27 protein-coding genes and 1 other RNA gene are annotated in these 25,948 nt (G+C 33.0%); 20 read left to right on the top strand and 8 right to left on the bottom strand.

The features are described from left to right. Positions 1 to 43: 43 nt before the first annotated feature. Positions 44 to 1,843 carry a translational GTPase TypA gene (typA, locus tag ACTU6T_RS10580; protein ID WP_460218176.1) on the bottom strand — a complete coding sequence of 600 codons (1,800 nt, stop codon included), beginning with the start codon at positions 1,841 to 1,843 and terminating at the stop codon, positions 44 to 46. A 307-nt stretch (positions 1,844 to 2,150) separates the two neighbouring features. Between typA and ACTU6T_RS10575 the strand changes: the two genes are divergently transcribed. The 3 genes from ACTU6T_RS10575 to ACTU6T_RS10565 all read left to right on the top strand — a co-directional run bounded on the left by ACTU6T_RS10575 (position 2,151) and on the right by ACTU6T_RS10565 (position 4,055). Continuing rightward, complete coding sequence (locus ACTU6T_RS10575) at positions 2,151 to 2,510, top strand: hypothetical protein (RefSeq protein WP_460218175.1); 360 nt, start codon at positions 2,151 to 2,153, stop codon at positions 2,508 to 2,510. Positions 2,511 to 2,548: 38 nt separating this feature from the next. Further along, the gene (kdsA, locus tag ACTU6T_RS10570) at positions 2,549 to 3,367 is read left to right on the top strand and encodes a 3-deoxy-8-phosphooctulonate synthase (protein WP_460218174.1); all 819 of its coding nucleotides are present in this window, start codon (positions 2,549 to 2,551) and stop codon (positions 3,365 to 3,367) included. 214 nt (positions 3,368 to 3,581) lie between these two features. After that, positions 3,582 to 4,055 carry a GNAT family N-acetyltransferase gene (locus tag ACTU6T_RS10565; RefSeq protein WP_460218173.1) on the top strand — a complete coding sequence of 158 codons (474 nt, stop codon included), beginning with the start codon at positions 3,582 to 3,584 and terminating at the stop codon, positions 4,053 to 4,055. Positions 4,056 to 4,057: 2 nt separating this feature from the next. Here the strand turns inward: ACTU6T_RS10565 and ACTU6T_RS10560 are convergent, their stop codons facing one another. Next, positions 4,058 to 4,417: a DUF1801 domain-containing protein gene (locus ACTU6T_RS10560; protein ID WP_460218172.1), complete on the bottom strand. Its 360-nt coding sequence runs from the start codon at positions 4,415 to 4,417 to the stop codon at positions 4,058 to 4,060. 94 nt (positions 4,418 to 4,511) lie between these two features. On the opposite strand from ACTU6T_RS10560, the gene ACTU6T_RS10555 reads away from it, so the two are divergent. Together ACTU6T_RS10555 and ACTU6T_RS10550 are read left to right on the top strand one after the other, a co-directional pair. Continuing rightward, entirely contained in the window at positions 4,512 to 5,420 is a 909-nt protein-coding gene (locus ACTU6T_RS10555) for a transglutaminase domain-containing protein (RefSeq protein WP_460218171.1), read from the top strand. 35 nt (positions 5,421 to 5,455) lie between these two features. Beyond that, positions 5,456 to 6,430: a transglutaminase domain-containing protein gene (locus tag ACTU6T_RS10550; RefSeq protein WP_460218170.1), complete on the top strand. Its 975-nt coding sequence runs from the start codon at positions 5,456 to 5,458 to the stop codon at positions 6,428 to 6,430. A 1-nt stretch (position 6,431) separates the two neighbouring features. Here ACTU6T_RS10550 and ACTU6T_RS10545 read toward each other — a convergent pair whose 3' ends face one another. After that, the gene (locus ACTU6T_RS10545) at positions 6,432 to 6,791 is read right to left on the bottom strand and encodes a hypothetical protein (protein ID WP_460218169.1); all 360 of its coding nucleotides are present in this window, start codon (positions 6,789 to 6,791) and stop codon (positions 6,432 to 6,434) included. Positions 6,792 to 6,898: 107 nt separating this feature from the next. Here ACTU6T_RS10545 and ACTU6T_RS10540 point away from each other — a divergent pair, with 107 nt between their 5' ends. The 7 genes from ACTU6T_RS10540 to ACTU6T_RS10510 all read left to right on the top strand — a co-directional run bounded on the left by ACTU6T_RS10540 (position 6,899) and on the right by ACTU6T_RS10510 (position 11,448). After that, on the top strand, positions 6,899 to 7,513 hold the full coding sequence (locus ACTU6T_RS10540; RefSeq protein WP_460218168.1) for a hypothetical protein: 615 nt from the start codon (positions 6,899 to 6,901) through the stop codon (positions 7,511 to 7,513). A gap of 63 nt (positions 7,514 to 7,576) precedes the next feature. Then, positions 7,577 to 7,870 carry a winged helix-turn-helix domain-containing protein gene (locus tag ACTU6T_RS10535; RefSeq protein ID WP_460218167.1) on the top strand — a complete coding sequence of 98 codons (294 nt, stop codon included), beginning with the start codon at positions 7,577 to 7,579 and terminating at the stop codon, positions 7,868 to 7,870. Between the two features lie 77 nt (positions 7,871 to 7,947). Next, positions 7,948 to 9,336, top strand: coding sequence for a cell envelope integrity protein CreD (creD, locus tag ACTU6T_RS10530; protein WP_460218166.1), 1,389 nt, complete (start codon positions 7,948 to 7,950; stop codon positions 9,334 to 9,336). Between the two features lie 65 nt (positions 9,337 to 9,401). After that, positions 9,402 to 9,713 (top strand): hypothetical protein, encoded by a 312-nt coding sequence (locus ACTU6T_RS10525; RefSeq protein WP_460218165.1) that lies wholly within the window; start codon positions 9,402 to 9,404, stop codon positions 9,711 to 9,713. Continuing rightward, on the top strand, positions 9,710 to 10,093 hold the full coding sequence (locus ACTU6T_RS10520; protein ID WP_460218164.1) for a ribosomal maturation YjgA family protein: 384 nt from the start codon (positions 9,710 to 9,712) through the stop codon (positions 10,091 to 10,093). The genes ACTU6T_RS10525 and ACTU6T_RS10520 overlap by 4 nt, the downstream gene beginning before the upstream one ends. After that, on the top strand, positions 10,081 to 10,737 hold the full coding sequence (locus ACTU6T_RS10515; RefSeq protein ID WP_460218163.1) for a DUF1361 domain-containing protein: 657 nt from the start codon (positions 10,081 to 10,083) through the stop codon (positions 10,735 to 10,737). Before ACTU6T_RS10520 ends, ACTU6T_RS10515 begins: the two co-directional genes overlap by 13 nt. Before the next feature lie 6 nt (positions 10,738 to 10,743). Continuing rightward, a complete protein-coding gene (locus ACTU6T_RS10510) occupies positions 10,744 to 11,448 on the top strand; it encodes a hypothetical protein (protein WP_460218162.1) in 705 nt (234 codons plus the stop codon). A 20-nt stretch (positions 11,449 to 11,468) separates the two neighbouring features. On the opposite strand, the gene ACTU6T_RS10505 is transcribed toward ACTU6T_RS10510, so the two are convergent. Together ACTU6T_RS10505 and ACTU6T_RS10500 are read right to left on the bottom strand one after the other, a co-directional pair. Beyond that, the gene (locus ACTU6T_RS10505) at positions 11,469 to 12,641 is read right to left on the bottom strand and encodes a hypothetical protein (protein ID WP_460218161.1); all 1,173 of its coding nucleotides are present in this window, start codon (positions 12,639 to 12,641) and stop codon (positions 11,469 to 11,471) included. A 72-nt stretch (positions 12,642 to 12,713) separates the two neighbouring features. Continuing rightward, positions 12,714 to 13,922 (bottom strand): NAD(P)-dependent oxidoreductase, encoded by a 1,209-nt coding sequence (locus ACTU6T_RS10500; protein WP_460218160.1) that lies wholly within the window; start codon positions 13,920 to 13,922, stop codon positions 12,714 to 12,716. Between the two features lie 417 nt (positions 13,923 to 14,339). Between ACTU6T_RS10500 and ssrA the strand changes: the two genes are divergently transcribed. Continuing rightward, positions 14,340 to 14,733: a transfer-messenger RNA gene (ssrA, locus tag ACTU6T_RS10495) on the top strand. Positions 14,734 to 15,014: 281 nt separating this feature from the next. Here the strand turns inward: ssrA and ACTU6T_RS10490 are convergent. Both ACTU6T_RS10490 and ACTU6T_RS10485 read right to left on the bottom strand, forming a co-directional pair. Beyond that, complete coding sequence (locus ACTU6T_RS10490; protein ID WP_460218159.1) at positions 15,015 to 15,782, bottom strand: hypothetical protein; 768 nt, start codon at positions 15,780 to 15,782, stop codon at positions 15,015 to 15,017. Positions 15,783 to 16,018: 236 nt separating this feature from the next. Continuing rightward, complete coding sequence (locus ACTU6T_RS10485) at positions 16,019 to 17,266, bottom strand: hypothetical protein (protein WP_460218158.1); 1,248 nt, start codon at positions 17,264 to 17,266, stop codon at positions 16,019 to 16,021. 115 nt (positions 17,267 to 17,381) lie between these two features. Between ACTU6T_RS10485 and ACTU6T_RS10480 the strand changes: the two genes are divergently transcribed. From ACTU6T_RS10480 to ACTU6T_RS10470, 3 genes are all read left to right on the top strand, one after another. Continuing rightward, positions 17,382 to 18,497 (top strand): hypothetical protein, encoded by a 1,116-nt coding sequence (locus tag ACTU6T_RS10480; protein WP_460218157.1) that lies wholly within the window; start codon positions 17,382 to 17,384, stop codon positions 18,495 to 18,497. Positions 18,498 to 18,771: 274 nt separating this feature from the next. After that, a complete protein-coding gene (gene glgA, locus ACTU6T_RS10475; protein WP_460218156.1) occupies positions 18,772 to 19,974 on the top strand; it encodes a glycogen synthase in 1,203 nt (400 codons plus the stop codon). A 6-nt stretch (positions 19,975 to 19,980) separates the two neighbouring features. Continuing rightward, positions 19,981 to 21,255: a glucose-1-phosphate adenylyltransferase gene (locus tag ACTU6T_RS10470; protein ID WP_460218155.1), complete on the top strand. Its 1,275-nt coding sequence runs from the start codon at positions 19,981 to 19,983 to the stop codon at positions 21,253 to 21,255. 50 nt (positions 21,256 to 21,305) lie between these two features. On the opposite strand, the gene ACTU6T_RS10465 is transcribed toward ACTU6T_RS10470, so the two are convergent. After that, entirely contained in the window at positions 21,306 to 23,612 is a 2,307-nt protein-coding gene (locus ACTU6T_RS10465; protein WP_460218154.1) for a transglycosylase domain-containing protein, read from the bottom strand. A gap of 193 nt (positions 23,613 to 23,805) precedes the next feature. Here ACTU6T_RS10465 and msrB point away from each other — a divergent pair, with 193 nt between their 5' ends. From msrB to ACTU6T_RS10445, 4 genes are all read left to right on the top strand, one after another. Beyond that, complete coding sequence (msrB, locus tag ACTU6T_RS10460) at positions 23,806 to 24,267, top strand: peptide-methionine (R)-S-oxide reductase MsrB (RefSeq protein WP_460218153.1); 462 nt, start codon at positions 23,806 to 23,808, stop codon at positions 24,265 to 24,267. Then, the gene (msrA, locus tag ACTU6T_RS10455; protein ID WP_460218152.1) at positions 24,267 to 24,812 is read left to right on the top strand and encodes a peptide-methionine (S)-S-oxide reductase MsrA; all 546 of its coding nucleotides are present in this window, start codon (positions 24,267 to 24,269) and stop codon (positions 24,810 to 24,812) included. Before msrB ends, msrA begins: the two co-directional genes overlap by 1 nt. An 89-nt stretch (positions 24,813 to 24,901) precedes the next feature. Continuing rightward, entirely contained in the window at positions 24,902 to 25,387 is a 486-nt protein-coding gene (locus ACTU6T_RS10450) for a peroxiredoxin family protein (RefSeq protein ID WP_460218151.1), read from the top strand. Position 25,388: 1 nt separating this feature from the next. Then, a complete protein-coding gene (locus tag ACTU6T_RS10445; RefSeq protein WP_460218150.1) occupies positions 25,389 to 25,919 on the top strand; it encodes an N-acetyltransferase in 531 nt (176 codons plus the stop codon). The last annotated feature ends 29 nt before the right edge of the window (positions 25,920 to 25,948 follow it).

The raw sequence follows: 25,948 nt of genomic DNA, 5'->3' as shown, positions 1-25,948 counted from the left end.
ATCTAAAATTAGATTCCGTTTTTGTTATTTATGCATTAAAAGTTTAAATATTCTTATTACGCTTACGCTCTACTTCTTTTAAGAAAATCTTACGCAATCTTAAGTGATTTGGAGTTACCTCAACATATTCATCTTTTTGAATATATTCTAGAGCTTCTTCAAGAGAAAACTTAATTGCTGGCACAATCTTAGCCTTATCATCTGCTCCTGCACTTCGTACGTTACTTAACTTTTTAGTTTTAGTAACATTTACAGTCATATCATCACCACGAGAATTTTCTCCAATTACTTGACCTTCATAAATATCTTCGCCTGGATCGATAAAAAACTTACCTCTATCTTGTAATTTATCAATAGAATAAGGAATGGCTTGTCCGTTTTCCATAGATACTAAAGATCCATTTTGACGTTCTGGAATACCACCTTTTAAAGGTTGATATTCTTTAAAACGGTGTGCCATAATAGCTTCACCAGCAGTGGCTGTTAATAATTGGTTACGCAAACCAATAATTCCTCTAGAAGGCACTATAAATTCGCAAACCATACGATCTCCTTTAGCTTCCATGCTTAACATTTCACCTTTTCGCATGGTCACCATCTCAATAGCTTTACCCGAAACTGTTTCTGGCAAATCAATGGTCATTTCTTCAACAGGCTCACATTTCACCCCATCAATCTCTTTTATAATTACTTGTGGTTGACCAATTTGTAGTTCATAACCTTCACGACGCATGGTTTCTATTAAAACCGACAAGTGTAATACACCACGACCAAATACCATAAATTTATCGGCACTGTCTGTCTCTTCAACACGAAGCGCTAAATTTTTCTCTAATTCTTTTGTTAAGCGTTCTTTTATATGACGCGACGTCACAAACTTTCCATCTTTCCCAAAGAATGGAGAATCGTTAATGGTAAACAACATACTCATTGTAGGTTCATCAATCGCAATCGTTTTTAAACCTTCAGGGTTTTCTAAATCGGCGACTGTATCACCAATTTCAAATCCTTCAAGACCCACTAGAGCACAAATATCACCAGCTTGTACCTCATCAACTTTCTTACGCCCTAAACCTTCAAAGACATGTAGCTCTTTAATTTTAGATTTAACAATACTTCCATCGCGTTTCACTAAAGATATCTGCTGCCCAGCTTTTAATTCACCACGAGTGAGACGTCCAATTGCAATCCGTCCCGTAAATGATGAAAAATCTAAAGACGTAATCAACATTTGTGTTGACCCCTCTTCAATCTTTGGTTCAGGAATATGTTCAATCACCATATCTAATAGCGGTTCGATATTCTCTGTTTCATTTTGCCAATCGTCACTCATCCAATTATTCTTGGCAGACCCATAAACTGTTGGAAAATCTAATTGCCATTCTTCAGCACCAAGCTCAAACATTAAATCAAACACCTTTTCATGAACTTCATCAGGTGTACAATTTTCTTTATCCACTTTATTAATCACCACACACGGCTTTAATCCTAAATCAATAGCTTTTTGCAACACAAAACGTGTTTGCGGCATTGGCCCCTCAAAGGCATCAACCAAAAGCAACACACCATCTGCCATGTTTAACACACGTTCTACTTCTCCACCAAAATCGGCGTGACCCGGTGTATCAATAATATTAATTTTGGTGTCTTTATAGATAACCGAAACGTTTTTAGACGTAATTGTAATTCCTCTTTCACGCTCTAAATCGTTATTATCAAGAATTAAATCACCTGTGTTTTCGTTTTCACGGAATAACTGACAATGATACATGATTTTATCAACCAATGTTGTTTTACCATGATCGACGTGCGCAATAATCGCAATATTTTTAATAGTAGCCATAATGATGCCTTATTTTAAGCGTGCAAAGGTACGTTAATTTCCGATTAAAGTTGGATTCTTAGTCAAGAATTATATTTGCTCTCATCTCAATTGGTTCAATCGACTAGTTAATACAATAAAACACTGGTTTTAAAACCTTTATAACAACTAAACCAATATGTTAAAATTTCAAAAGCTTTCGTTAATTAATTGTTATACACAATTACAGGTATAATTTCTGAATGTATCTTACGTTATTAGATATCATTAATAGTAAATAGCCTCCCTCAACTAACCCTTGTGGCAATTTACATCTGAAACACTACAGATGGAAACAATTAGTAAATATTCAAAATTTGTGCCTTACCTCTACTTTTTAGCGGTAATTGCATACGGGTTCACAAGCGTTAACCGTGTTGAAGGCTTGACAGCATATCCTATTTTATTATTTGGAATCCCTTTTTTATGGCAACTTATCAAACCCAACAAACAATTGAATTTCACCTTAGGAATAACTTTTGTATGCCTCTCTTCTTATTTAATTTTAGCTTACCTGTCTGATGCACTACACATCATTGAGTTATCCTATCAAACCAAACAGTTTATGGTATTTGGCGGTGTATTTGTAATCGCAAATTTTATCATGGCCTTATGGATGATACGAAATAGTCTTAATAGAAGCTTTTAATATGTATCTTTGCTGCTGAAATTGAAAATTTTAAGCAGATGCACTTATCAGATGTCCCTAAACTGAAACATACCAATTCGAATAACTTCTTCCTACTCTGTGGTCCTTGTGCCATCGAAGGAGAAGATATGGCTTTACGTATTGCAGAAAAAGTGATTACAATAACCGATAAGCTAGAAATTCCCTATGTATTTAAGGGCAGTTTCAAAAAGGCCAATCGTAGTAGAATAGATAGTTTTACTGGTATTGGTGATGAGAAAGCACTTAAAATTCTACAGAAAGTATCTCAAACTTTTGATATACCAACAGTTACCGATATTCATGAAGTATCTGACGCGGTACGCGCTGCTGAATATGTCGATGTACTTCAAATTCCAGCATTTTTAGTTCGTCAGACCGATTTGGTTGTTGCTGCAGCAAAAACTGGCAAGGTGGTAAATTTAAAGAAAGGTCAGTTTATGAGTCCTGAAGCAATGACTCATGCGGTTCAAAAAGTCAAAGATTCTGGTAGTGATAAAGCTTGGATTACAGATCGTGGAACCATGTTTGGTTACCAAGATATGATTGTCGATTTTAGAGGTATTCCAACCATGCGAGCTATTGCTCCTACTGTTCTAGATGTGACACACTCATTACAACAACCTAACCAAAGTGTTGGTGTTACTGGTGGACGCCCAGATATGATTGAAACCATTGCTAGAGCTGGTGTAGTGAATAATGTTGATGGATTATTTATAGAAACTCATTTTGATCCCGCTAATGCTAAAAGTGATGGCGCAAATATGTTACATCTCGATAACCTTGAACGTTTACTCACTAACTTAATAGCTATTAGAAAAACAGTTAATGGCTTATGATTGATTTTCTTTTGTATATAATTGGTTGGCTCATTCTTCGAGTAACCTATCCTAACAAAGAAAAACGTAACGTAATTTTGAAAAATAAATATGACAACGATCTTTTAGCTGTAGCTATGGAATATCCATTAAAAATTGTTGCAGTTATATGTATTATGGCACTCATATTCTTTTTATTAGCAACATTATATAAAGTCTTATCCCCTATATCATTATGACAGACGACATCGAAATTAGAGAAGCAACCTTAGACGATATTCCAGAAATTACTGCGATTTTTAGAGATACTGTTAGAGCAGTAAACAGTAGAGATTACAACGAAAAACAAATTGAAGTATGGGCTTCTGGAGCGGATGATATTGCCAAATGGGAAGAACGTATTAATAAATTTTATTTCATTGTAGCTGAATACAGAGATACTATTGTTGGCTTCTCATACTTAACCAAAGGGTATTACTTAGATGGCTTATTTGTGCATAAAGATTTCCAAAGACGGACCATTGCTTCTAAATTACTTCGAATCATAGAATCTAGAGTATCAATTAATGGGTTTGAAGTCATCAAATCTGATGTCAGTATTACTGCACTTCCCTTTTTTGATTCACACTTTTATGAGGTTGAAAAGAAGCAGAAAAAGTCTCATAAAGGAATGGTTTTCGAAAACTATATTGTTTACAAGGAGTTATAAGTTTATTTAAGAAACGACTTGCTTTTATGCTTTTCAACTTCTTTAAGGATATTAATGAACAGCTCATCATCAATATCTTCTAGAGTTTTATATCGCATAGATTTAACGACTTTACGCTTTTCAGATACCATAAATTCGGTGTACTTTGTAAGATGTGCCGAATGCCAAAATCCAACATCTACATAATCTTTGCTCTGATTGAGATAGCATATAGGCTTATTGTTCACATAGTAGCACGGAATTTTCCACTTATATTTCATTTCAGCATCTGAAAACGTATGTTCAATTAGAATTTGTAAATGCATCAAAATAGACTTAAAAGGCTCTGATTGATTCAATATGTAAGTTTCGGCAGGATTCATTTCTTACGAATTTTCTTATATTTAGTATATGAAGTCTGTAGTTACAATAATATGTTCGTTTTTTATATTCAGTGTATATTCACAAAATTACAAATTGATTGATAACAATGTAAAACATTATCCTCAATTTGAAAATATAGAAGAACTGGTTTTAAGAGTTGATAACACGCTTAAAACCGATGAAGAAAAAGCAAGAGCCTATTTCACATGGATGTCTCTTAATATTGTGTATGACCTAGACCACTATTATGAGGTTCGACCTCCTGAGTTTTATATAACTTTCGACTCAGAACGTATCAATAAAAGCATTGAGAGACGACGACGTCAAGCTTTAGCAAAACGTGTTTTTAGTAATCGTAAAGGACTATGTATAGGAATAAGCACCTTGTTTAAAGAGCTTTGTGCTCGATCTGGGATTGAAGTAAAAATAATTGAAGGTATTACCAAGGTTTCTGTTAATGATATTGAAAATTCTCATTATCTAAAAAATCACGCATGGAATGCCGTAAAAATTGGAGAACAATGGCAACTTGTTGATATCACCTTTGCTTTAGGTTATGAAAATTCGACTACTGGCGATTGGGTACGTCGTTTCAATGACTTTTATTTTTTTACAGATCCCAAAAAGCTATTAACAACGCACTTACCAGCAGAATCTAAGTTTCAACTCGTCAACAAACCAATAGGTGTAGATACTTTTTTTAAGAAGCCCATATTTTACTCTAAATATTTTGATAGCGGCTTACTGCTTTCAGAACACCAAAAAGGAGTTTTAAATGTGTCTGATACAGATAAGAAAATCCGTTTACAGTTTAATAATATAGTTCAACATGGAACTATTTATTATAAGTTTAACAATGAGCATTATTTAAAAGAACTTCACATTACCAAAAAAGATCTCAATACTTATATTGCAGCATTAAAACATAAATCACATAAAGCTCAGGTACTAAGTTTATATTACGAAAATGAAAAAATATTAGATTTTAAAATAGATAAGTAACCTCTCTTCGGAATAATTTTTGAGCGTATCAATTTATGATAAAAACGATTACTTTCATCTTCATTTTTTTTATTGCATTTAGCTCTAAGGCTCAAGATTATTCATCAGTAGATGCTATAGTTAAAAATTACCCAAATAGATTTAAGTCAATTGACGATTTTGCGCATCGTATAGAATTAGATTTCGATAGTGATATTAACAAAGTGCGAGCTGTTTTTTATTGGGTTTCAAATCATATAGCTTACGATTTCAAATCTGCTACAAACAACACCAACGGATACAAATATATCAACTCAAATCCTGATGATGGTTATGAAGAACGCTTATTACAAATGCATAAAACCTATGCAGAACGTGCATTAAAAAGAAAGCTAGCGGTTTGCGAAGGTTATTCTCAATTAATAAAATTTACTCTGAATGCATTGGATATTAAATCTGAGGTTATTCATGGTTTTGCAAAAGTTTTTCCATCAGAAATTGGTATAATTCGAAATACCACAAATCATGCATGGAATGTCGTAAAAATTGATAATGAATGGAAGTTATTAGATGCAACATGGGCTACAGGAATTGAAATCAATCAACCAAAAATATTCAACTTTACGGATACCTATTTTTTAATCAGTCCTGAACATCTAATCCTAACCCATTTTCCAAAAGAAGAACAATGGCAACTTTTATATCCACCAATAACAAAGTCAAACTACTTTTTTAAGCCTATTTTTTATGAAGCCTATTTTAGTTCAGGATTAGAACTTAATATGGATTCAAGTGGAATCATTAAAGCAAAACAGGGAACAAAAATTAAGCTTATTTTTGATCATATAGATGAAGACAAAATGTATTATTATGCCTATAAAGATCAGAAGGTGAGTAAACCTCTAGTTTTTGAAAAAAGGTTAGGAAAGTACATTACCAAAATTCCTTTTTATTCTAAAAGAAAAACACATTTAGGTATCTTCGATAATACAGATGGTGTTTTAGAATTTAAAGTACTTATAGAGCGTTAGACTAAAAAATACTTAACAACCCAATAACGATAAGTCCAATACCAATAATAGCTTTAAAAGGCATCAATTTATCGGAAAGCTTTTTTAAAGTATCACCAAAAGCAGGTGCTTTACCAATAGCATGAGTCAATAATAGAAACCCTCCGAGCAAACTTATAATATTAAATAAAAGATTGTGACCTCCAAAAATACGCATGAGACTAATCACTACTAAGGCAGCTCCAATAACGGTTTGAAAAGGAGCTAACACACCAGCAATCTTGTTAAAAAAATTGCTTTCACCATCCCATTTGTCTAGTGTAGCTAGGCCTAATAAAACACCTCCAGAGAGATTTGCAATTGTTAAAAGTAATCCTATCATAATACGAATCTGTTTAAATTATAAGATAAATTTAACTAATAAAACATGAATATTATTTGTTAATCAAGATTAATTTATTTTACTTTGTTTTTCAAAGTACTTTTATTATGAGCAATGAAGATTATTTAAAAGACATTAGTGAAATAAAAGACTTAATGAATAAATCCTCTCGGTTTATTTCATTAAGTGGATTGTCAGGTATTTTAGCAGGCATTTATGCATTAATTGGTGCTGCAGTTGTGTATTGGTTGGTCATTAACCATAGCGATGGTATACTTTATATTTTTCATGGTTGGGTGTTTTGGACCAGTATGTCCATTTTGCTTTTGATAGCATTGCTAAGTGTAATAACTGGTGTTATTCTTACAACAAGAAAGGCCAAAAAGAATAATGAAAAGCTTTGGGATAATTCGTCTAAAAGATTGTTAGTCAATTTTCTGGTGCCTTTGCTTGTTGGTGGAATATATTGCATTATTATTTTAAGTCAAGGCAGATATGGTCAAACAGGAGGCTTAATGTTAATATTTTATGGATTAGCATTAGTTAGCGCATCAAAATACAGCATTGGAGATATTAAATATCTAGGATATATTGAAATTATTTTGGGACTCATAGCTAGTTATTATCCAGGCTATGGATTTTGGCTTTGGGTCTTAGGATTTGGTATTATGCATATCGTTTATGGTGCTTGGATGCATTTCAAATATGATAGAAAGCCTTAAATTTGAATTGAAGCAACACGACTAAGCTTTATATTTCAACTTAACAGTTAGACAAAGATAATTTTGAGCATCATCAACAACATAAACAAAGCATTTGATCATAGAATACGACTGGGAATTATGTCCATACTAATGGTAAATGAATATGCCGATTTCAATATGCTAAAAGACCTTTTAGGTGCTACGGATGGTAATCTAGCAAGTCACACTAAAGCTCTTGAAAAAGCAGAATACATACTTGTTGAAAAGCAATTTATAGGACGAAAACCAAACACCCGCTACTCTACTACAAAATTGGGCAGAGCAGCATTTAAAAAACATATAGAAGCACTGGAAAAACTAATACACAAACAATAACCACTCGACTAGGATAAACACTTGTCATTTTTTTTATTCATATACTTTGCATTTCAAAGTACTTTAAAATATTTATTATGGAACATTCAAACACACCGCCGCAAAACAAACCACAAATCAACAAATTTTCAAATTGGCTTAAAACATCTATTACGGCACGTATGCTAATGGTAGGTTTTTTAATTGTCATATTACTCATTCCTCTGTCTTATATTAATAGCCTAATTACCGAACGTTCCTTTAGGCAAACCGATGTTGTCAATGAAATCAATGAAAAATGGGGCAATAATGTGTTGGTCTATGGGCCTATATTAAAACTTCCATATAAAACGTATTCTGAAACGAAAATCTACGATGATAAAACAAAAACCTATTTAAAGGAAACACAAACACATATTAATTATGCTTATATATTTCCTGAGCGACTTCATTCAGAAGTTAATGTAGATTCTAAAACCTTGAAACGCGGCAATTTTGAATCGGCAGTATTTTCTACAATCATGGATTTTTCGGGTCATTTTATTCCCACAGATTTAAGTGCAAAGGGTATAAAAACTGAAGATATTGTTTGGGACAAGGCAAGTATACTTATTAAAACCAGCAATCTAAAAGGGATTAAAAGTGAAATGTCTCTTAAACTAAATACAAGTAATTATAGTTTTCAAACCAATTTTAATTCTAAAGATGATGATTATAATCGTCTTGATATATTAGAATCTAATTTTATCAATGCAGAAAATCTCTCCGATAATGAAAATGACTCCTTTAGTTTGAGTATTTCATTTAATGGTTCCAAACAGATTGATTTAATTCCTATTGGAAAAATAACCACTATGAAAATGGTGTCGAATTGGGCAGACCCTAGCTTTGTTGGCAATTATCTTCCTAATGATGAAACCAAAGAAATCACTAAAGATGGGTTTAAAGCCGATTGGAAAGTACTTCATATTAACAGAGCATTTTCTCAACAACACCTTAATAAAATTCCAAATCTCACAGCGTTTGCTTTTGGAACAAAATTTATGGTGATGGTAGACGAATATCAAAAAAGTGAGCGCTCGGCTAAATATGGGTTTTTAGTGATTGGGCTAACATTTTTAATTTTCTTTTTAATTCAAACCATGAGCAAGATTGACATCCATCCATTCCAATATTTCATGATTGGTATTGCTCTTACCATGTTTTACACCTTATTGGTATCCATTTCGGAGCACAGTAATTTCTTGAAAGCTTATCTCATTGCTGGTATTGCCGTAGTACTTCTAATTACTTTATACTCGCGGTCGATACTTAAAAGCTTTAAGTTTTCAATGCTCATAGGTTTATCATTAACTGCTTTATACACCTTTATTTATGTGATTATTCAATTAGAAAACTATGCGTTACTAGTGGGAAGTATTGGTCTTTTTGTAATACTTGCTATTGTCATGTTTGTATCACGAAAAATTGACTGGACTAACGGTTAATTAGTTGGTGTGTACCTCGTTCCGCTTTCCTCAAGGATATGAACGAGGTTTATAAAACTTTAAAAATGAAAAACAATATAAATCAAACCGGAAAAGTAATTGCCTTACTCAGCTTTGTTTTGGGAACAACACTTTTATCCTTCTTCTTATATTTTGGACCTCAATTTATAGGCTTAGGATTTGCACTATTCTGTGTCGTGTTTATGATCATTACAAATATTGCAATATTTGCTGCCATTGTAGGTTCGGCAATCCTCAAAAAAGTATGCCGTTTAGATGCTTTTAAAACGTGCTGCATTATGCTTTTAAATATTCCAGTTGCCATACTTTACTTTATTATGGTAATTACCTTTCCTTATAAAAATCTAATTATATGACCGTCAAATTCAACAAACCCTTTTTTGCTTCCAGTCTTATGCTGCTTTCTATAGAAATTTGCATTACAGCATTTTTAACCGAAGGTTTTATAAGACACACCTTTGGCGATTATCTGGCGGTCATTTTGATATATTGTGCCATTCGCAGCATATTAAATATAAAGCCAATTTATGTTGCAATTGGCGTATTAATCTTTTCTTTTAGTATAGAATCCCTACAATTATTTAATCTTTTAGATTATCTACACCTAAGAGACAACAATTTTGCCGTCATCGTATTGGGCAGCACTTTTGAAACCACAGATCTAATCGCCTATAGCTTAGGCATTATTACTATTTATTTAATTGATACTAAAATTAATATCACATGGATACCATAAAAATTCACATTTTCAACAGGTTTAAAACCTTATCTATTTTAACACTTTCTATGACCTTAAGTATTGTACTACTTATGGTTAGAATGAAATTAAATCAGTCATTTTATCTTCTCTTTTTAGTTTGGAATTTATTTCTAGCCATTATCCCGTTTGCAATAACAACTACTTTGGTAAGTAAATCAAAACCTCATAAATTACTCTTGCTTTTTTCGTTTGCCGTTTGGCTTTTGTTTTTACCAAATGCACCTTATATGGTAACCGATTTGATGCATTTAACTCGAACCAATAATCAGTTTCTATGGCTAGACATTCTAGTTATCATGTCGTTTGCATTTAATGGATTGATCTTATTTTTCTTATCACTTTCAGATATGGAAAACCTATTAAAAAGCTATATTAAATCCTCGTTAATATTCCCGATTATGCTCTGCATTTTTGGCTTAACAGCATTTGGCATATATCTTGGCCGGTTTTTACGTTATAATTCTTGGGAAATTTTAAACAACCCATTTGCCTTGTTTTCTGATATGTTTGCGCTCATTTTCGAACCCAATCTCGAAGCCTGGATATTCACCTTAACCTTTGCAAGCTTTTTAGCAATTTCTTATTGGATGCTTAAAGCATTTTCTAATTCTAAAAAATAAAATCACATGAAGCATTATATCAAATACCTAGTTATTATTTTACTCTTTATAGCCTGCTCTGATAATGACAACAGAAAAGTTGTAGCTAAAAATGATACTACTACTAAACATAACAAAACGTCAAAAACAAAAGTTATTGCCAATTTACCCATGCTTATTGATAGTACAGACTTTCTTATACACCCTATTGGTAAGTATGCATTGAAGAAAAGTCGATCAGAGTATTTTAGTTCCGATAGTTATGAGTCTCATGAATTTTCGAGCGTGAGCTCTTCTAGAGATGGATTTTATGGCAATCTTTCAAATGTGAAATTTCAACAAATTCCGTCTAAGGAATTAAAAGCACTAACAACGAGTACTATTAACATCACATCAATGACTTTTTTGCGTCAAGTATATAACGACTTAAACAAAGGGTATTTTCTCTATGAAGTAAATGACAAGGATACTAATGCAGATGGGACACTCAATTCAGGAGATTTAGAATCTTTATACATCAGTAATTTAAATGGGGCTGGCTTTAGAAAGCTCTCTCCAGATCGTCAAGAATTGATAACATGGAAAGTTATTATTGAAGCCAAAACCTTATATTTTAAAAGTATTGAAGACACTGATAATAATGGCAAATTTGACAATAAAGACACCATGCATTATTATTATCTAGATTTAAATCAAGATAATTCAAAAGTGATAGAGTACTTTCCTGTATAATACAACAAAAGAAATGTCGTCTAGTTTTTGGTATTTATTATATCTGGTAAAAACTGCTCCCAGTCATTTACTCTAAATTTATTCACAATTCTATTATTTGGTCCAATAACATAACAGATTCTGGAGCAATACATTTGTCGGTAAGCTTTATATACTTCGGTATTGTATTCATTCTCTACATCAATTTGAATACCAACCTGACTATCCTCAATTCTAGAATCTAATCTAATAACATGGGCTTTATCCTTGTATGCATCTAATATGTTGAAATAAGCTTGAGTGGATTCTATGTCACCACCACAACCACAAGAGTTTGCAACTATCAAAGGTTTATCTTTAAAAGCATCACTAATAATAGAATCACCTGCTATAGTCACTGCAACAAATTGAGGAGCCAACATTCCTAGTTGGGTACCTACTTTACTACTAAAATCAACTTCTTTTATAAGTGTAAGATGTTCACCTGTTTTAGATATTTTATCAAACTTATAATAGGTGTTACCTAACTTTAAAAATTCTCCGATTTTTAGTAATTGTCCCTCATTTAACGAATCAACCTTCACGTTATTTTGAGAAATAATTGCAATCTCAGACGTATTATTATAATCAAAGTAGAAGGTGTTAGATTCATTTACAACACCCAAAGTAAAAGGTTCTTGATCAATGCTAATTTTAGCGAGTAAATGTTCTCTTTTACCATAAAGCAAATGATCAAATGCATATCCCAAACTTATCCAAGTCGAATCTATAACTGTATCGTTCCCATTGGTTATAGAATAGTCAATTTTAATTAAATTATTTGATGTTTTCCATTCAAATTCTCCGATAGTATTAATTGTTTCGTCTGTAAAATCTAAGTTATTATTTTGATCGATAATAAAGACCTCCTTGCCGTCTAAATAACCTTTAATAACATTAAAAAAATTAGTATCTATTGCTTCAAAATCTGGATATATTTTAGCATACTTTATACTATCTATTGTATTAGGTATAATCAATGTATTACTAATTTTATTAGAGTTAGTAAACTCTAAACCTCCAGCTCCTATACTAAATATACCAGCACCTTTTTGTTTTTGAGTCTTAACAATAAGCGTATCTTGGTTTGAAGTAAAATGATTAAATGTTGTTGTTGCTTCTGAACAACTGGAGATAACAAAAGCAATAAAAATAGACACAAAGAAAAGCCTCATAATGCAAAAGGTATGGTTAGTTCCTTATACTAACGACTTGACTTGATATTTATTTTTATTTAGACTTTACTTTCACTCAAGACCATCTACATAATCTTGTAAATAGCTAAAACGTTCTGTTAACTTACCATCTGCTGTTGTGATTTTGGCACGTTTTAAAATACCTCGCTCATCATTATTAAAAAATGCAGGTATGACGTGTTCTAAAAACATCTCACCAAACCCTTCACTGGCATCTTTTGGTAATTCGCAAGGCAAGTTATCGACAGCCATTACGGTAATGGCTTCATCGGCATTGAAAGCTACTTCACTTTCGGTATGTGGGTCATAGCCATAAAATGGATCGGCAATAGTTGACGGACGAATGGTACTCGCCACGGGACCGTCAATATCGCAAGAGATATCTGCTACAAGATTAATTCTAAAATGAGGATGTTTGGCATCTTCTCTAGTAAAAATAAAAGGCGCACCATCACCATAAAAATGACCAGCTATGAACATATCAGTTTCTTTGGCGTATGGCATAAAGTTACTTTCATAACCACTTGGGTCTTTATAAAATTCTCGCTTATCTCCTACTTTACCATCAATACGTCTATTATATTCCATAACATCAATCATGCAATAGACTGGCTCTGTAAATTGTGATGTTAGATATAAGGCATCACTTACTTCCTTTATTTTTAAATGATCTAAAATTTCTTTTGCACCTAAAGCCACTTTTCCTGTTCCAGATAAGGCTATTTTGATATTAGGCAATGATATTTTATCGAGTTCTGCCTTTACTGCATCTAAATCGGCAAGCGTTTCTACTTTAGGCAATTCGAATAATTGGTCTCGTAATCCTAAAGCTCTAAATCCGTTATACGCACCAACCAATCCGGCATAACGACCAAATCCGATAAGACGCGCACCACTTTGTTTCACTATAGTTTCATGGTCATACATCTCAATATTTTTATGGAGCATATCAACCAACAATTTTCGATTGTAAGGTTGTTTTTTAATCGTGTGAGAAAAGTAAAAGTATTTCTTATTAGGAATCAAAGCATCTAATGGTACTTCTTTTACACCAATCATCACATCACAATCGGAAACATCATCAGTTACAGTAAATCCTTGCGCACGATACGCTTCATCAGAAAACACACGAATATCAGATGATTCAACAACAAACTCTGCCTGTGAAAATTGTGCTCTAGCTTCGGCTAATTTTTCAGGTGAGAATACGACTCGACGATCTGGCGGGTTTTTACGTTCTTTTATGATGGCGAATTTCATAGTTTATTTATATTTTTAAGGTAAATTATCAAATAATGAACAAAAAAATTACGCTCATTATTTATGGAGCAATATCATGCATCCTTGTAATAGTATTTTTCATTTTTTTATTTGAATTAGTATTATCTAATGGTTACCTCTCTAATAAAAACTGGATAAAAACCATTGGTACACTTTTAATTTCTATTTGGTTTATAAAAGATTTTATTCGTATAAAAAATGAATCAAATTAAAACTATTCACAATTTAAATCTGGAATAATTTTTGCACGAAAATACTAGGAAATGTAGGCTTATACAAACTTTTTGATAACTTTGCATCCCGCGTTAAGGATTGAGGTAATGTTGGAGCTCCTCGCAGAGAGCGACTACCGAAAGCCTGACCTGAAAGGGAACGCTAAACAACAATTACTAATAAGGGGTCGACTGGTTTTGACAGCGAGACTCATTAAACGGTAAGCACGTCGTGTAATGGCATTGAAACACGTAAAAGGCTAGACCAAATTTTAAACGGCGAGAATAACTACGCTTTAGCTGCATAATCTGAATTACAGTAAGATTAAGCCTCGGCTCACTAGGTGAGCAAGCTTTATGTCTCCTGAAAGCCTTGGTTAATGGCGTTCTATTTTGAGGCATCGTAAATATTAACTAAGATCATATAGCGCTTTGATGTATGTTCGAGATTTAGAAGATAAGTTATAGGTAGAGTGTTTTTAATCAGCCTATAATCGAAAACCATGAAAAAACTAAACGTGTAGAAAGCTCTTTAATAGCTTGTTTGGACGAGAGTTCGATTCTCTCCGACTCCACATCAAGCGTAATTTAATTGCGATTTGGAATGAAAAAATCTGACAAGTTTACTTGATCAGATTTTTTTGTTTCAAAGCGTTTGTCTTGTAAAGACAATAAATTGCATTTGCAGTAATGGAATGGTGAGCAAGGCGAAGTCAATCTCTCCGACTCCACAATTAAGCGTAACTTAATAACAGCTTTACGCATAAAAAGCGCAACAAGTTTTACTTGATTGCGCTTTGTTGTTTAAATGTGTAACATAAGTTACATTTACCTCATGGGAGTGATTGAGAACAGCAAGCTAATCTCCACTTAGACTTTTATTATACTCCCAAATTTCATCCCATCTATTCGTAAATGTATCATCAAGTGTATCAAGAAAAGAATCCCAAGAATTTTCGCCATATAATTTTTCATAAGCTGCCTTAAAATTTCTATCCTCATCCATTTCTGTCCAGTTTTTCAAAAAACTTACTGATGCGACATGCCTTCCTAAATCGCCTTGTAAAAACATATTATAGTATAATCCCCAAGGATTTTCTCCTTCCATAGATTTGATTGTTTTACTCACTTGCTCAAAGACTTGATTCATCGTATAATCATGATCATCTGAGACTTCAAAAAATCGGATATACAATATTGGATATTTCATCTCTGGTCCAGCTAACATACTTACGTTTGATTTTTTATCATCTTGTGTCCAATACTCTATTGTGTGTATCTTTTTTATATATGGCATCACATTGTCTCGCCAGTCTACATCATGACCACCATCACTTGGACGACTGTCATTGTGTCTAAACATCATTGGCCCCATTTGCCATATCATTTTTCCCGCATTTGGACCTGTAGTAATATTGTATACATTACAGTTATAAGGACCATCCTTGTGATACGTTTCGTTGTGCTTCCGCATGTTTTCTCCAAAAGTCTTCAGATTCGTATAATCTGGAGTAATCATCATGGTTTCCCACATTGTATAGTCTTTAGATTCTTGCGCATTTACAGAAGTCGTTAATGTAAATACCATTGCTAGCATCATTAAAGATGCAATAGATTTTGTCAACATAATTAATTGATTTTGTTGGTTAGTGAGTACCTCAACATAGTACTCTTAAAATAAATAATTGAAAAATAGCATATAATGAATGTAGAATTGATTCATACATTCAAGATCAAAGATCAGATCTGAAACTATTTAAATGTAAGGCATAAATCAATATTTAACAAATATTGACTCCAAAATCAGGTATTTATACCTATAAATTAATAGGCCTTTTGTAAGAAAAGTAATAAAATAACATATTAGTTTACTGGTCTATTTCTGCGAAATTCATCTAACAATTCAATTTGTGTAATCTTAGAAATACCCAAAAATCGATATCGAAGTCCAACAATATCTCCTATAGAATTCGTGTAAGACTTAGAAAACACTTCTAAACCATCTATATAAACTTTTAAAACTTTATTTATGGACATGATTTTAATAAGGCGTTCCTTAGAAAAATCGACACCTAAAGATGAGAGATCACTCGTTTTTCCATCTAACGGAAATTCACTTACCATTCCCTTTAAGTCCGACGTACAACCAGGTATTGAAAACGGAATTATGATAGCGCTTTTTGTACCCACAATAACAATAGACGTTTTTTGACAAACTGCCCATTTATCTTGATAGGTAGAAATAATTGATGATTTTAACGAAAAATTATTCCCAGACAATTTCGGAATATCATTTACATAATGAAAAGAGGATAAGATAGGTTGGTCATTATTTTTTATTTCTTCAGAAATACTTTTAGAAAACATCAATTCATCTGAGCTTAAGCTATCATCATATATATACTTAGGTATTGGTTCATAATCCAAGGTTCCTAACCACCCACCAGATTTGATAAATAAATCATGTTCTTTTAGAATGTTTCCGTCTGCGATAAGCTTTGCTCTAAAATACCCTGGATAATAATACTGTCCAGTTGCTTGAACTTGATTTTGCGACAGGTTAATTATTTTTGTTGGATCCCAAAACTGCTGAATATATATACTATCGGAAGTTATACCGTTTAAATCAAAATCAAAAACCACCGAATTAGGCAAGCCTTCTGTAATAGGTTTGCTACTAAATTCAATATTTGTGATATCAATATCATTTATTCTACTTTCAGTACCTGTCAATGAGTACAAAGAAATAAACACAACGGTCATAATAGAAGCACTCAGAATAATTACCCCTAAATGTGGTGATACTTTTTGTTCTAGCCAAGACACCTGTTTTATATCTGCTTTGTTTTTAAAATCTCGCCAATTATTAAAACCCGCAAATTGAGCTAAGGTATTCAAAGTACTAATACTTGGCGCACTTTTATAATTCACCTTTCCCCAAACACGTTTTAAAGTTACTGGACTCAACAACACTTGAGTATCTTTTTGTATAGTCTCGCTGAGTTCAATAAAAACATCGCTATGCCATTGCGAAGCACTTCCCCATCCCAGCTTTTCTTCAATAAGCAAAAGACATTTTTGTAATAGTTTATGTTCGGTAATATTACTCATAGTTATGTACAAAAATCTTCAAAAAATATGATGTGTACAACATTGAATGGATTTGTACGAACTTGTTTTCGTCTCTACATCAATCTTTTAAGACATTTAACAAAAAACAACTCTTATGTCAATAAAAACAACATTCTTAAACAGTTTATGCCTTTTATTTTTCTGCATACCATCAAGTCAGGCACAAAACATCATTCCTTTAGATACTACACATTGGAACATTCAGGCAAAGTCTTATGAATTAATGCGATACAAAGGTAAAAATGCCATTTACATTGATCAAGGTGCACTTATTTTAAAAGACGCTCAATTTTTTAATGGCACAATAGAATTTGATTTATTCCTTAATGAAGAACGCATGTATCCAGGTGTCTTTTTTAGAGCAGACAAAACCTTTAATAATGGAGAACAATGGTTTGTTAGGACGCACTTATCTGGGTTAGAAGACTGCAACCAAGCAGCTCCTGCAACTAATGGCATCACCCCATTTCAGTTTTATTTCGGTCCAAAATATTCGTTTGTCTATGATTATAAATATGATGATTGGACACATGTAAAAGTTGTTGTTAATAATGATAAGGCTCAAGTGTTTTTAGATTATGCCGAAAAACCTAATCTGTCTTGGTATTTATTTCACGAACCAAAATCTGGAGGCTTAATGATTAGAGGAGGTCGCGTGCCATTACATATCGCTGATATCAAAGTGAACAAAAATGATTACGAGCTTACAGACTTCAATCCTATTAAAAATAAGCCAATTGAAGGGTTAATACAAGAATGGGAAGTCTCGGACATGTTTGAAGAAAAATCACTTGAAGATAATGACGCATTACAGACTACGATTAAGAATAGAACATGGGGAAGACAAATTTACCTTGAAGAAGGTGTTGCTGCTAATATTTCAAGAGTTCAAGTATTACGTGATGGCACGCCTGGAAATACTGTTTTTGCTAAAATCATAATTCATTCTGATAAAGATCAACTTAAATTATTTGAATTTGGTTATAGTGATAGAGTTGTAACCATTTTAAATGGAAAACCCATTTATAAAGGCACTAACAAATGGCGTTCTCGAGATTATCGATATTTGGGTACAATAGGACTATTTGATGCCATTTATTTAAATCTAAAAAAAGGCAAAAATGAATTATTAATGGCAGTTTCAGAAGATTTTGGAGGTTGGCTTATTACAGGCCGATTTAAAGACAAAACAGGTTTAAAACTAGAATAATTAACATCCTTTTACTTTATTAAAAGGAAGAGACTCATATTATCTTGGACTATTTATAGGAATAATCCAAGGTAATTTGGTTAGAACCACTTCACTTAAATGAGAATATTTAAATTCATTGAATCATTTCAAGGAGTCTTTTTAAACAATTCACATAAATCAACATGCTTCATTAAGAACTTGATAAATATCACCAAAATCTAGTGTTTTTAGATTACAAACACGTTTTAATCCCCTAAAAATCACGACCTTTAACAAAATTTAATCCCTCATAATGAAAGTCGTTTTTTACACAAGAGAATTCCCTCCTTATGTTTATGGAGGTGCTGGTGTTCATGTTGAATATTTAGCTAGTGAGCTCGCTAATCTTATGGAAGTTGAAGTAAGATGTGAAGGTGATCAGGATAGCCAATCAGAAAACTTAAGTGTTAAAGGATTCTCTTCTAATGTATTAGATCTTTCTAATTCTAAGGAGAACCTGAAGCCCATTTTCAAATTTATGGAAACCTGTATCCGAATGAATACTGGACATTTTGATGCCGATGTTGTTCATTGCCATACATGGTATGCTCAATTTGCAGGGATTATTGCTAAACTGTGTTACGGAACGCCTTTAGTCGTAACTACTCATTCTTTAGAACCATTACGTCCATGGAAAAGAGAACAATTAGGGAAAGGCTATGATGCGTCATCATGGATTGAGAAAACTGCGATTGAAATGGCCGATGCCATAATAGCGGTTTCAGAAGAAACTAAAACTGATGTCATGACTCACTTTAATGTTCAAGAAGACAACATAAAAGTAATTTACAATGGTATCAATTTAGAAGAATATCAAACCACAGCTGATGCTTCAGCTCTAGAACGTTATAGTGTTGATAAGTCTAAACCCTATGTCCTTTTTGTTGGAAGAATAACAAGACAAAAAGGAATCATTCATTTGATTAATGCAATAAAATATATTGATAAAGACACGCAAATTGTTTTATGTGCAGGAGCACCAGACACTAAAGAGATTGAAAAAGAGATGCAAGATCGTGTTGCCGAAATTCAAAGTGAACGCGATAATGTGATATGGATTTCTGAAATGTTAAGTAAAAAAGACATCATTCAATTCTATTCGCATGCAGACGTGTTTTGTTGCCCTTCAATTTATGAACCTTTCGGAATTATCAACATAGAAGCGATGGCCTGTGATACTGCAGTTGTAGCAAGTGCTGTTGGAGGGATAAAAGAAGTGGTCGTTCATAATGAAACCGGATTATTAATTCCAATTGAACAACAACAAGAAGCTCCTTTTGAACCTATTAATCCTGAGCAGTTTTCTAAAGATTTAGCCGATGGTATCAATCAATTAATTAGTAATTTAGACCTAAGAAAAAAAATGGCTCTTAAAGGCAGACAACGTGTTGAAGATCATTTCGACTGGAAAGCCATAGCACAACAAGTAAAAGACTTATACCAATCTGTAATATAAATAATCATGATTAATAATGATGCACTAGCAATAATTTTAGGTGGCGGACAAGGTTCAAGACTATACCCATTAACTGCCGAGCGTTCAAAACCAGCCGTTCCAATTGCTGGTAAATATAGACTGGTTGATATTCCTATTTCGAATTGTATCAATTCAGAAATTAAGCGCATGTTTGTGTTAACCCAATTTAATTCTGCGTCGTTAAATCGTCATATAAAAAACACTTATCACTTCAGCTTTTTCAGTTCAGCTTTTGTCGATGTCTTAGCCGCAGAGCAAACTCCTCAAAACAAAACATGGTTCCAAGGTACGGCAGATGCTGTTAGGCAAAGTATGCATCACTTTTTAAGACATGATTTTAAATATTTTTTAATTCTATCTGGCGATCAATTATATCAAATGGATTATAAACAAATGATTGACGCACACGAAAAAAGCAATGCTGAAATATCAATAGCCACAATTCCTGTCAATGCAAAAGACGCTACATCTTTTGGAATTATGAAAGCAGATGACCAAAATGTCGTTAGATCGTTTATCGAAAAACCAGACACCAAATTATTACCAGATTGGACTTCAGAGGTTAGCGAAGACATGAAACATCAAGGCAGACATTATCTGGCATCTATGGGAATTTATATTTTCAATAGAGAGTTATTGACAGAATTAATGAAAAATCCCGATACTAATGATTTTGGAAAAGAAATTATACCACAAAGTATTGAAAAGCATAAAACCGTAAGTTATCAATACGAAGGATATTGGACAGATATCGGAAATATTGATTCGTTCTTTGAAGCTAATATTGGACTAACTGCAGACATTCCAGAGTTTGATTTGTACGATAAGAAAAAACGTATCTATACTAGAGCTAGAATGCTTCCAACTACAAAAATTGCAGGAACAACATTAGTTAGATCTGTAATTGCTGAAGGCTGTATCATTGGAGCTGCAAAAATTGAAAAATCGGTTATTGGTATCCGTTCAAGGATTGGAAAAGAATCTACTGTTATTAATACTTACATGATGGGAACAGATCATTACGAAACTCTAGAAAACATTGAAAAAAATAAGATAAAAGTGCTTTTAGGGATTGGCGAACGTTGCTTTATAAAGAACGCCATAATTGATAAGAATTGTCGCATTGCTGATGATGTTCGAATTAATGGTGGCAAACACTTAGAAGATACAGAAACCGATATGTATTTTATAAAAGATGGAATTGTAGTAATAAAAAAAGGGGTTACAATCCCAAAAGGTTATGTCATTGACAACCATTAATACTACTTCCAAAGCATATTGATAAAAGCTTTTCTAAAGAAAGGTTTTTATCAATTTTCCTTTTTTTCCTTTTGTTTTAAAAACCCAAACAACCCCTTTTTCTTCTTCCCTTCTGAAGACTCATCAAAGTCACGTTCTTTTCTATCTTTTTTGAATAGCCGTTTAAGAAACCCATCACGTTTTTCTGCTTTACAAGCCAATGCCTCTTTTACAGTTTCTGAAGGCAACTCGAACTTTGCTTTAGTAATACTATTAAATTGTTTGTTTTGATTTAACTGTTTTAAAAACAAAGCCGTAATAGGCAATGCCGAATTTGCTCCCTGTCCTATGGAAGTACTACTAAAACCAATACGGTGATCATCATGACCAACCCAAGATAACATAACTAATTTTGGGCTTATCCCAACAAACCAACCATCTTTATTATTTTGAGTAGTTCCAGTCTTACCTGCCAAATCATTTTGAAGACCATAACGCAAACGTATACGATTAGCCGTTCCAGAATTGATTGTTGATTTCATCATTTCTATCATGGCTTGTCTCGTTTCCTCAGAAAAAGCTTTTGGCGATTGTGTATTTGTCTTTGCCTTATAAATCACATGTCCAGATTTATTTTCAATTTTGGTGATATAATAAGGTGTTGAGGCGTGTCCATCATTGGCATAACTTGTGTAAGCTCCAATTAACTCTAACATACTTAATTCTGCGGTTCCTAAAGCCAGTGAAGGCACTTCTGGCAATTTTGACCTAATACCCATTTTTTCTGCCTGTTCAATAACTGGCTGAATACCTACATCTTCTAACACTTTAACCGCAATGGTATTAACCGACTCACTTATTGCTTTCTCAATAGAATAATTAAGGTGTCTATCTGATTCTTCTTTCCCATTATTTGTTGGAGTCCACCCTTTTTGATTTGAATAGGTTATTTCTTTAACAGGATAATAAGTACACGGAGAAATACCTTGCTCTAAAGCTGTTGTGTAAACAATTGGTTTAAAAGTTGATCCTACTTGTCGTTTTGAGGTAGATACATGGTCGTACTTAAAATGTTCAAAATTAATACCACCAACATAAGCTTTAATTGCACCAGAATTAGGGTCTACTGCAACAAAACCTGCATTTAAAAACTTCATAGATTGAATCAAACTATCTTTCATAGACATGTCTTGAATCTCCATATCATCCCATGAAAATATTTTATATCGTCCTTTGGCATTAATACTATCCATAATTTTTTTATCACTCCATTGGTCTTTTTTAAGTCTTTTGTAAAGTTTCAATTCTTTAATACGGCTATCAATTAAAGACTTATTTTTAATCCATGGGGCGTTTTGTCCATAAGCCTTTTCAAATTGCTTTTGTAAAGACTTCATATGCTGCTGCATAGCTATTTCAGCATATTTTTGCATATCTAAATCTAGAGTTGTGTAAATTTTTAATCCATCCTTATATAGATCATATTCTCCAGTATGAGATGCATTTAAGCTATCCAAAATTTCTTTGACTTCTAAACGTATTTTCTCCCGAAAATATGGAGCAACACCATCTGTATGGTTAAATTTTCTATAGTTTGTTTCTAAAGGGATATTGCTAGTAGCTTTTCTAACTTCTTCATCAATATAACCATTCGCTGCCATCTGATGCAAAACCACATCACGGCGTAATTGACTTCGCTCCGGAAACAGCCTTGGATTAAATCCATGAGTTGCCTTTAGAGTTCCAACTAAAGTGGCTGATTGTGCTAAATCTAAATCCTTTGTTTTAGTATTAAAAAAACGTTGCGAAGCACTTTCTATTCCGAAGACATTCTCACTAAATGGTACAGTATTCAGATAGAGCGTAATGATCTCTTCTTTAGAATAAATACTTTCAAAGCGTTTGGCAACAATCATTTCTTTAATCTTATTTACAGGCATTGAAAACCAACCATGATTCTCTCTTCCATAAATATTTTTAACTAATTGTTGACTTATCGTACTTCCGCCTCCCGAAGAATTATCTTGCATAAGAATAGACTTAAAGAATACGCGTATAAAACTTCTATAATCAACACCATCATGTTCATAAAAACGCGCATCTTCAGTAGCAACTAGTGCATCTACTAAATGCTTTGGAAGATCCTCATAGGTTACTATTTGACGATCAAAAATAAAATACTTCCCCAACAGCTTATCATTGGCATCCAATAGCACTGTTGCCTCAGCTTGTTTGATGTCTTTTAAGTCATTTTTAGAAGGTAGTGCACCCCAAAGTCCTACATATACTGAAAACCAAAATAAAGTCAATAATATAATTCCCGCCAAGAAAATTTTCAGAATACGTTTTAGCCAGATCGACTTTAATGTAAATGTCATAAATAGGATTTAAATTGGTAATCTTACTCTTAATATACGAGGCAACTAAAAAAACAGACTTTAGTTTAGTAATATATCTCGTAACTTTAGGATATTAAACCAATAAACTGTAAGGAATCCATTTAAAATGCGACCAATAGATTAAGTTAATTTTAGTGGTAATATTAATTAAAAACAGAAAGGACCAATAACAATGTTAACTTGGAAAGAAGTCATTAACTTCACAGTAAAAGGAAACCCTACTCCAGACCGGAGAGTAGAAAAAACAGACGCCGAGTGGCGCGAACAATTAACTCCAGAACAATTTAGAATTACACGACAAAAAGGAACAGAACGCCCTCATAGTGGTGCTTTGTGTAGTATTTATGATGAAGGACAATACAATTGTATTTGTTGTGATACACCATTGTTTGATTCGACTATTAAATTTGAATCTGGATCAGGTTGGCCAAGTTTCACTCAACCTATTCAACCCAATGCGATAAAGTATGAAAGAGATGCTTCTTTTGGTATGGTTCGCGTTGAAGTAATGTGTAATACATGTGACGGACATCTAGGACATGTTTTTCCTGATGGACCTGAACCTAGCAGATTGCGTTATTGTATTAATTCTGAATCTATGCAATTAGATTCTAAAATAAAGGAGACAAATTAATGACAACTAAAAATTTACAAATTGCTACTATTGGTGGTGGCTGTTTTTGGTGTACAGAAGCTGTATTCCAAGAAGTAAACGGTGTAGAAAAGGTAGTCTCTGGATATTCTGGCGGAAATGTGCCGGGAAGACCAACATATAGAGAGGTCTGTTCTGGCTTAACAGGTCATGCCGAAGTTATACAAGTTACCTTTGATGCTGATATCATTTCTTACGAGGATATCCTTGTCATTTTTATGACAACCCACGATCCCACCACACTAAACAGACAAGGTGCTGATCGGGGAACTCAATATCGTTCTGTAATTTATTATCATAATGAATCTCAAAAGAATGATGCTGAAATGGTGATTAAAGCCTTGGCTCAATATTATGAAGACCCAATAGTTACTGAAGTTTCTGAAGCTGTAACGTTTTATGAAGCCGAAGCAGCTCATCAGGATTATTATAAAAACAATCAATCACAAGGCTATTGCAGTTTTGTCATTACACCAAAACTGATGAAGTTGCGTCAACTTCATGCTGATAAGCTTAAAAGCGCTTAATCAAATTACATCTATAAATGCTCACTATGGCAATTCTGAAAACGAATTGTCTAGGAGCGTATTGCAACATTTAAAAGAAAGAACAACAAATGTCAAACCATACAAAACAACAAAAATATAGAGCACCAGAATTCAATGTCAATCAATGGATTGATCGTAACGGAAACAAAACAATTCCTATTAAACTTTCAGATTATAAAGGAAAGTTTAAAATTGTATATTGTTTTCAGAGTTGGTGTCCAGGTTGTCATAGTAAAGGATTACCAGATTTAAAAAAAATGGTAAACGCACTAAAGGATAATGATAACATAGCATTTATGGCAATACAAACTGTTTTCGAAGGCTATCAATCTAATACTTATGATAAAATGGTAGCCACTCAAAAACAATATGATTTAAAAATTCCATTTGGTCACGATGCAGGAAATGATGGCAAATCACGCTCAAACATTATGACCAACTACCAAACTGGTGGAACACCTTGGTTTATTTTTATTGATAAGCACGATAATGTAGTATTTAGTGACTTTCATTTAAATCCTGATGCTGCCATTGATTTTTTAAAAACGATATGATATGAAAGCTATACCAACAATAAAATTGTATGGCGCCAGTGGTTGCCACAAAACACGTTATTACCAAATCATATTAGATAAGATAGGATTACCTTATCATTTTTTAGACGTCGAACAACATGAAGAACATGCAGAAGAACTTCGTAATCTTTATGAGAATGGCAAACTCAATTTTCCAACAATTACCATAGGAAAAAAGAAACTTAGAAATCCAGACAAAAGAGAATTACATAAATGGATAAACAAACTAATTCCACAAATATTGGATATTGAGCACGATAAAGACAATGCGAGATTTATCTTAGATATAAATGGCGAATTAGCAAAAGTAGAATACAAACTAAACGAAAATACCATGTATCTTGTCCATTCAGAAGTACCATACAATCTGAGAGGAAAAGGAATAGGAAAAGTACTTGTTGAAAAAACTTTTGAGAAACTTACCGAAGAAGGTTATAATGCCATTGCAATTTGTAGTTATATTAAGGCAGTTGCAAAACGAAATAACGTTTGGAATAGCATTATTAAATGATAAAAAACACCGATTAGTAACATTGATTC

Source organism: Psychroserpens citreus (assembly GCF_055686305.1).
Note: the sequence above shows the minus strand (reverse complement) of the source record. Positions and strands in the feature narration are given on the sequence as shown.

Bases quoted from the DNA above. Each gene is read 5' to 3' on its own strand.
- ACTU6T_RS10560 (WP_460218172.1), bottom strand. From the start codon at position 4,417: ATGAATCCTGCCGAAACTTACATATTGAATCAATCAGAGCCTTTTAAG.
- ACTU6T_RS10550 (WP_460218170.1), top strand. From the start codon at position 5,456: ATGATAAAAACGATTACTTTCATCTTCATTTTTTTTATTGCATTTAGC.
- kdsA (WP_460218174.1), top strand. From the start codon at position 2,549: ATGCACTTATCAGATGTCCCTAAACTGAAACATACCAATTCGAATAAC.
- creD (WP_460218166.1), top strand. From the start codon at position 7,948: ATGGAACATTCAAACACACCGCCGCAAAACAAACCACAAATCAACAAA.
- ACTU6T_RS10445 (WP_460218150.1), top strand. From the start codon at position 25,389: ATGAAAGCTATACCAACAATAAAATTGTATGGCGCCAGTGGTTGCCAC.
- ACTU6T_RS10540 (WP_460218168.1), top strand. From the start codon at position 6,899: ATGAGCAATGAAGATTATTTAAAAGACATTAGTGAAATAAAAGACTTA.
- msrB (WP_460218153.1), top strand. From the start codon at position 23,806: ATGTTAACTTGGAAAGAAGTCATTAACTTCACAGTAAAAGGAAACCCT.
- ACTU6T_RS10525 (WP_460218165.1), top strand. From the start codon at position 9,402: ATGAAAAACAATATAAATCAAACCGGAAAAGTAATTGCCTTACTCAGC.
- ACTU6T_RS10480 (WP_460218157.1), top strand. From the start codon at position 17,382: ATGTCAATAAAAACAACATTCTTAAACAGTTTATGCCTTTTATTTTTC.
- ACTU6T_RS10565 (WP_460218173.1), top strand. From the start codon at position 3,582: ATGACAGACGACATCGAAATTAGAGAAGCAACCTTAGACGATATTCCA.
- ACTU6T_RS10575 (WP_460218175.1), top strand. From the start codon at position 2,151: ATGGAAACAATTAGTAAATATTCAAAATTTGTGCCTTACCTCTACTTT.
- typA (WP_460218176.1), bottom strand. From the start codon at position 1,843: ATGGCTACTATTAAAAATATTGCGATTATTGCGCACGTCGATCATGGT.
- ACTU6T_RS10470 (WP_460218155.1), top strand. From the start codon at position 19,981: ATGATTAATAATGATGCACTAGCAATAATTTTAGGTGGCGGACAAGGT.
- ACTU6T_RS10505 (WP_460218161.1), bottom strand. From the start codon at position 12,641: ATGAGGCTTTTCTTTGTGTCTATTTTTATTGCTTTTGTTATCTCCAGT.
- ACTU6T_RS10545 (WP_460218169.1), bottom strand. From the start codon at position 6,791: ATGATAGGATTACTTTTAACAATTGCAAATCTCTCTGGAGGTGTTTTA.
- ACTU6T_RS10450 (WP_460218151.1), top strand. From the start codon at position 24,902: ATGTCAAACCATACAAAACAACAAAAATATAGAGCACCAGAATTCAAT.
- glgA (WP_460218156.1), top strand. From the start codon at position 18,772: ATGAAAGTCGTTTTTTACACAAGAGAATTCCCTCCTTATGTTTATGGA.
- ACTU6T_RS10500 (WP_460218160.1), bottom strand. From the start codon at position 13,922: ATGAAATTCGCCATCATAAAAGAACGTAAAAACCCGCCAGATCGTCGA.
- ACTU6T_RS10510 (WP_460218162.1), top strand. From the start codon at position 10,744: ATGAAGCATTATATCAAATACCTAGTTATTATTTTACTCTTTATAGCC.
- ACTU6T_RS10515 (WP_460218163.1), top strand. From the start codon at position 10,081: ATGGATACCATAAAAATTCACATTTTCAACAGGTTTAAAACCTTATCT.
- msrA (WP_460218152.1), top strand. From the start codon at position 24,267: ATGACAACTAAAAATTTACAAATTGCTACTATTGGTGGTGGCTGTTTT.
- ACTU6T_RS10520 (WP_460218164.1), top strand. From the start codon at position 9,710: ATGACCGTCAAATTCAACAAACCCTTTTTTGCTTCCAGTCTTATGCTG.
- ACTU6T_RS10465 (WP_460218154.1), bottom strand. From the start codon at position 23,612: ATGACATTTACATTAAAGTCGATCTGGCTAAAACGTATTCTGAAAATT.
- ACTU6T_RS10490 (WP_460218159.1), bottom strand. From the start codon at position 15,782: ATGTTGACAAAATCTATTGCATCTTTAATGATGCTAGCAATGGTATTT.
- ACTU6T_RS10485 (WP_460218158.1), bottom strand. From the start codon at position 17,266: ATGAGTAATATTACCGAACATAAACTATTACAAAAATGTCTTTTGCTT.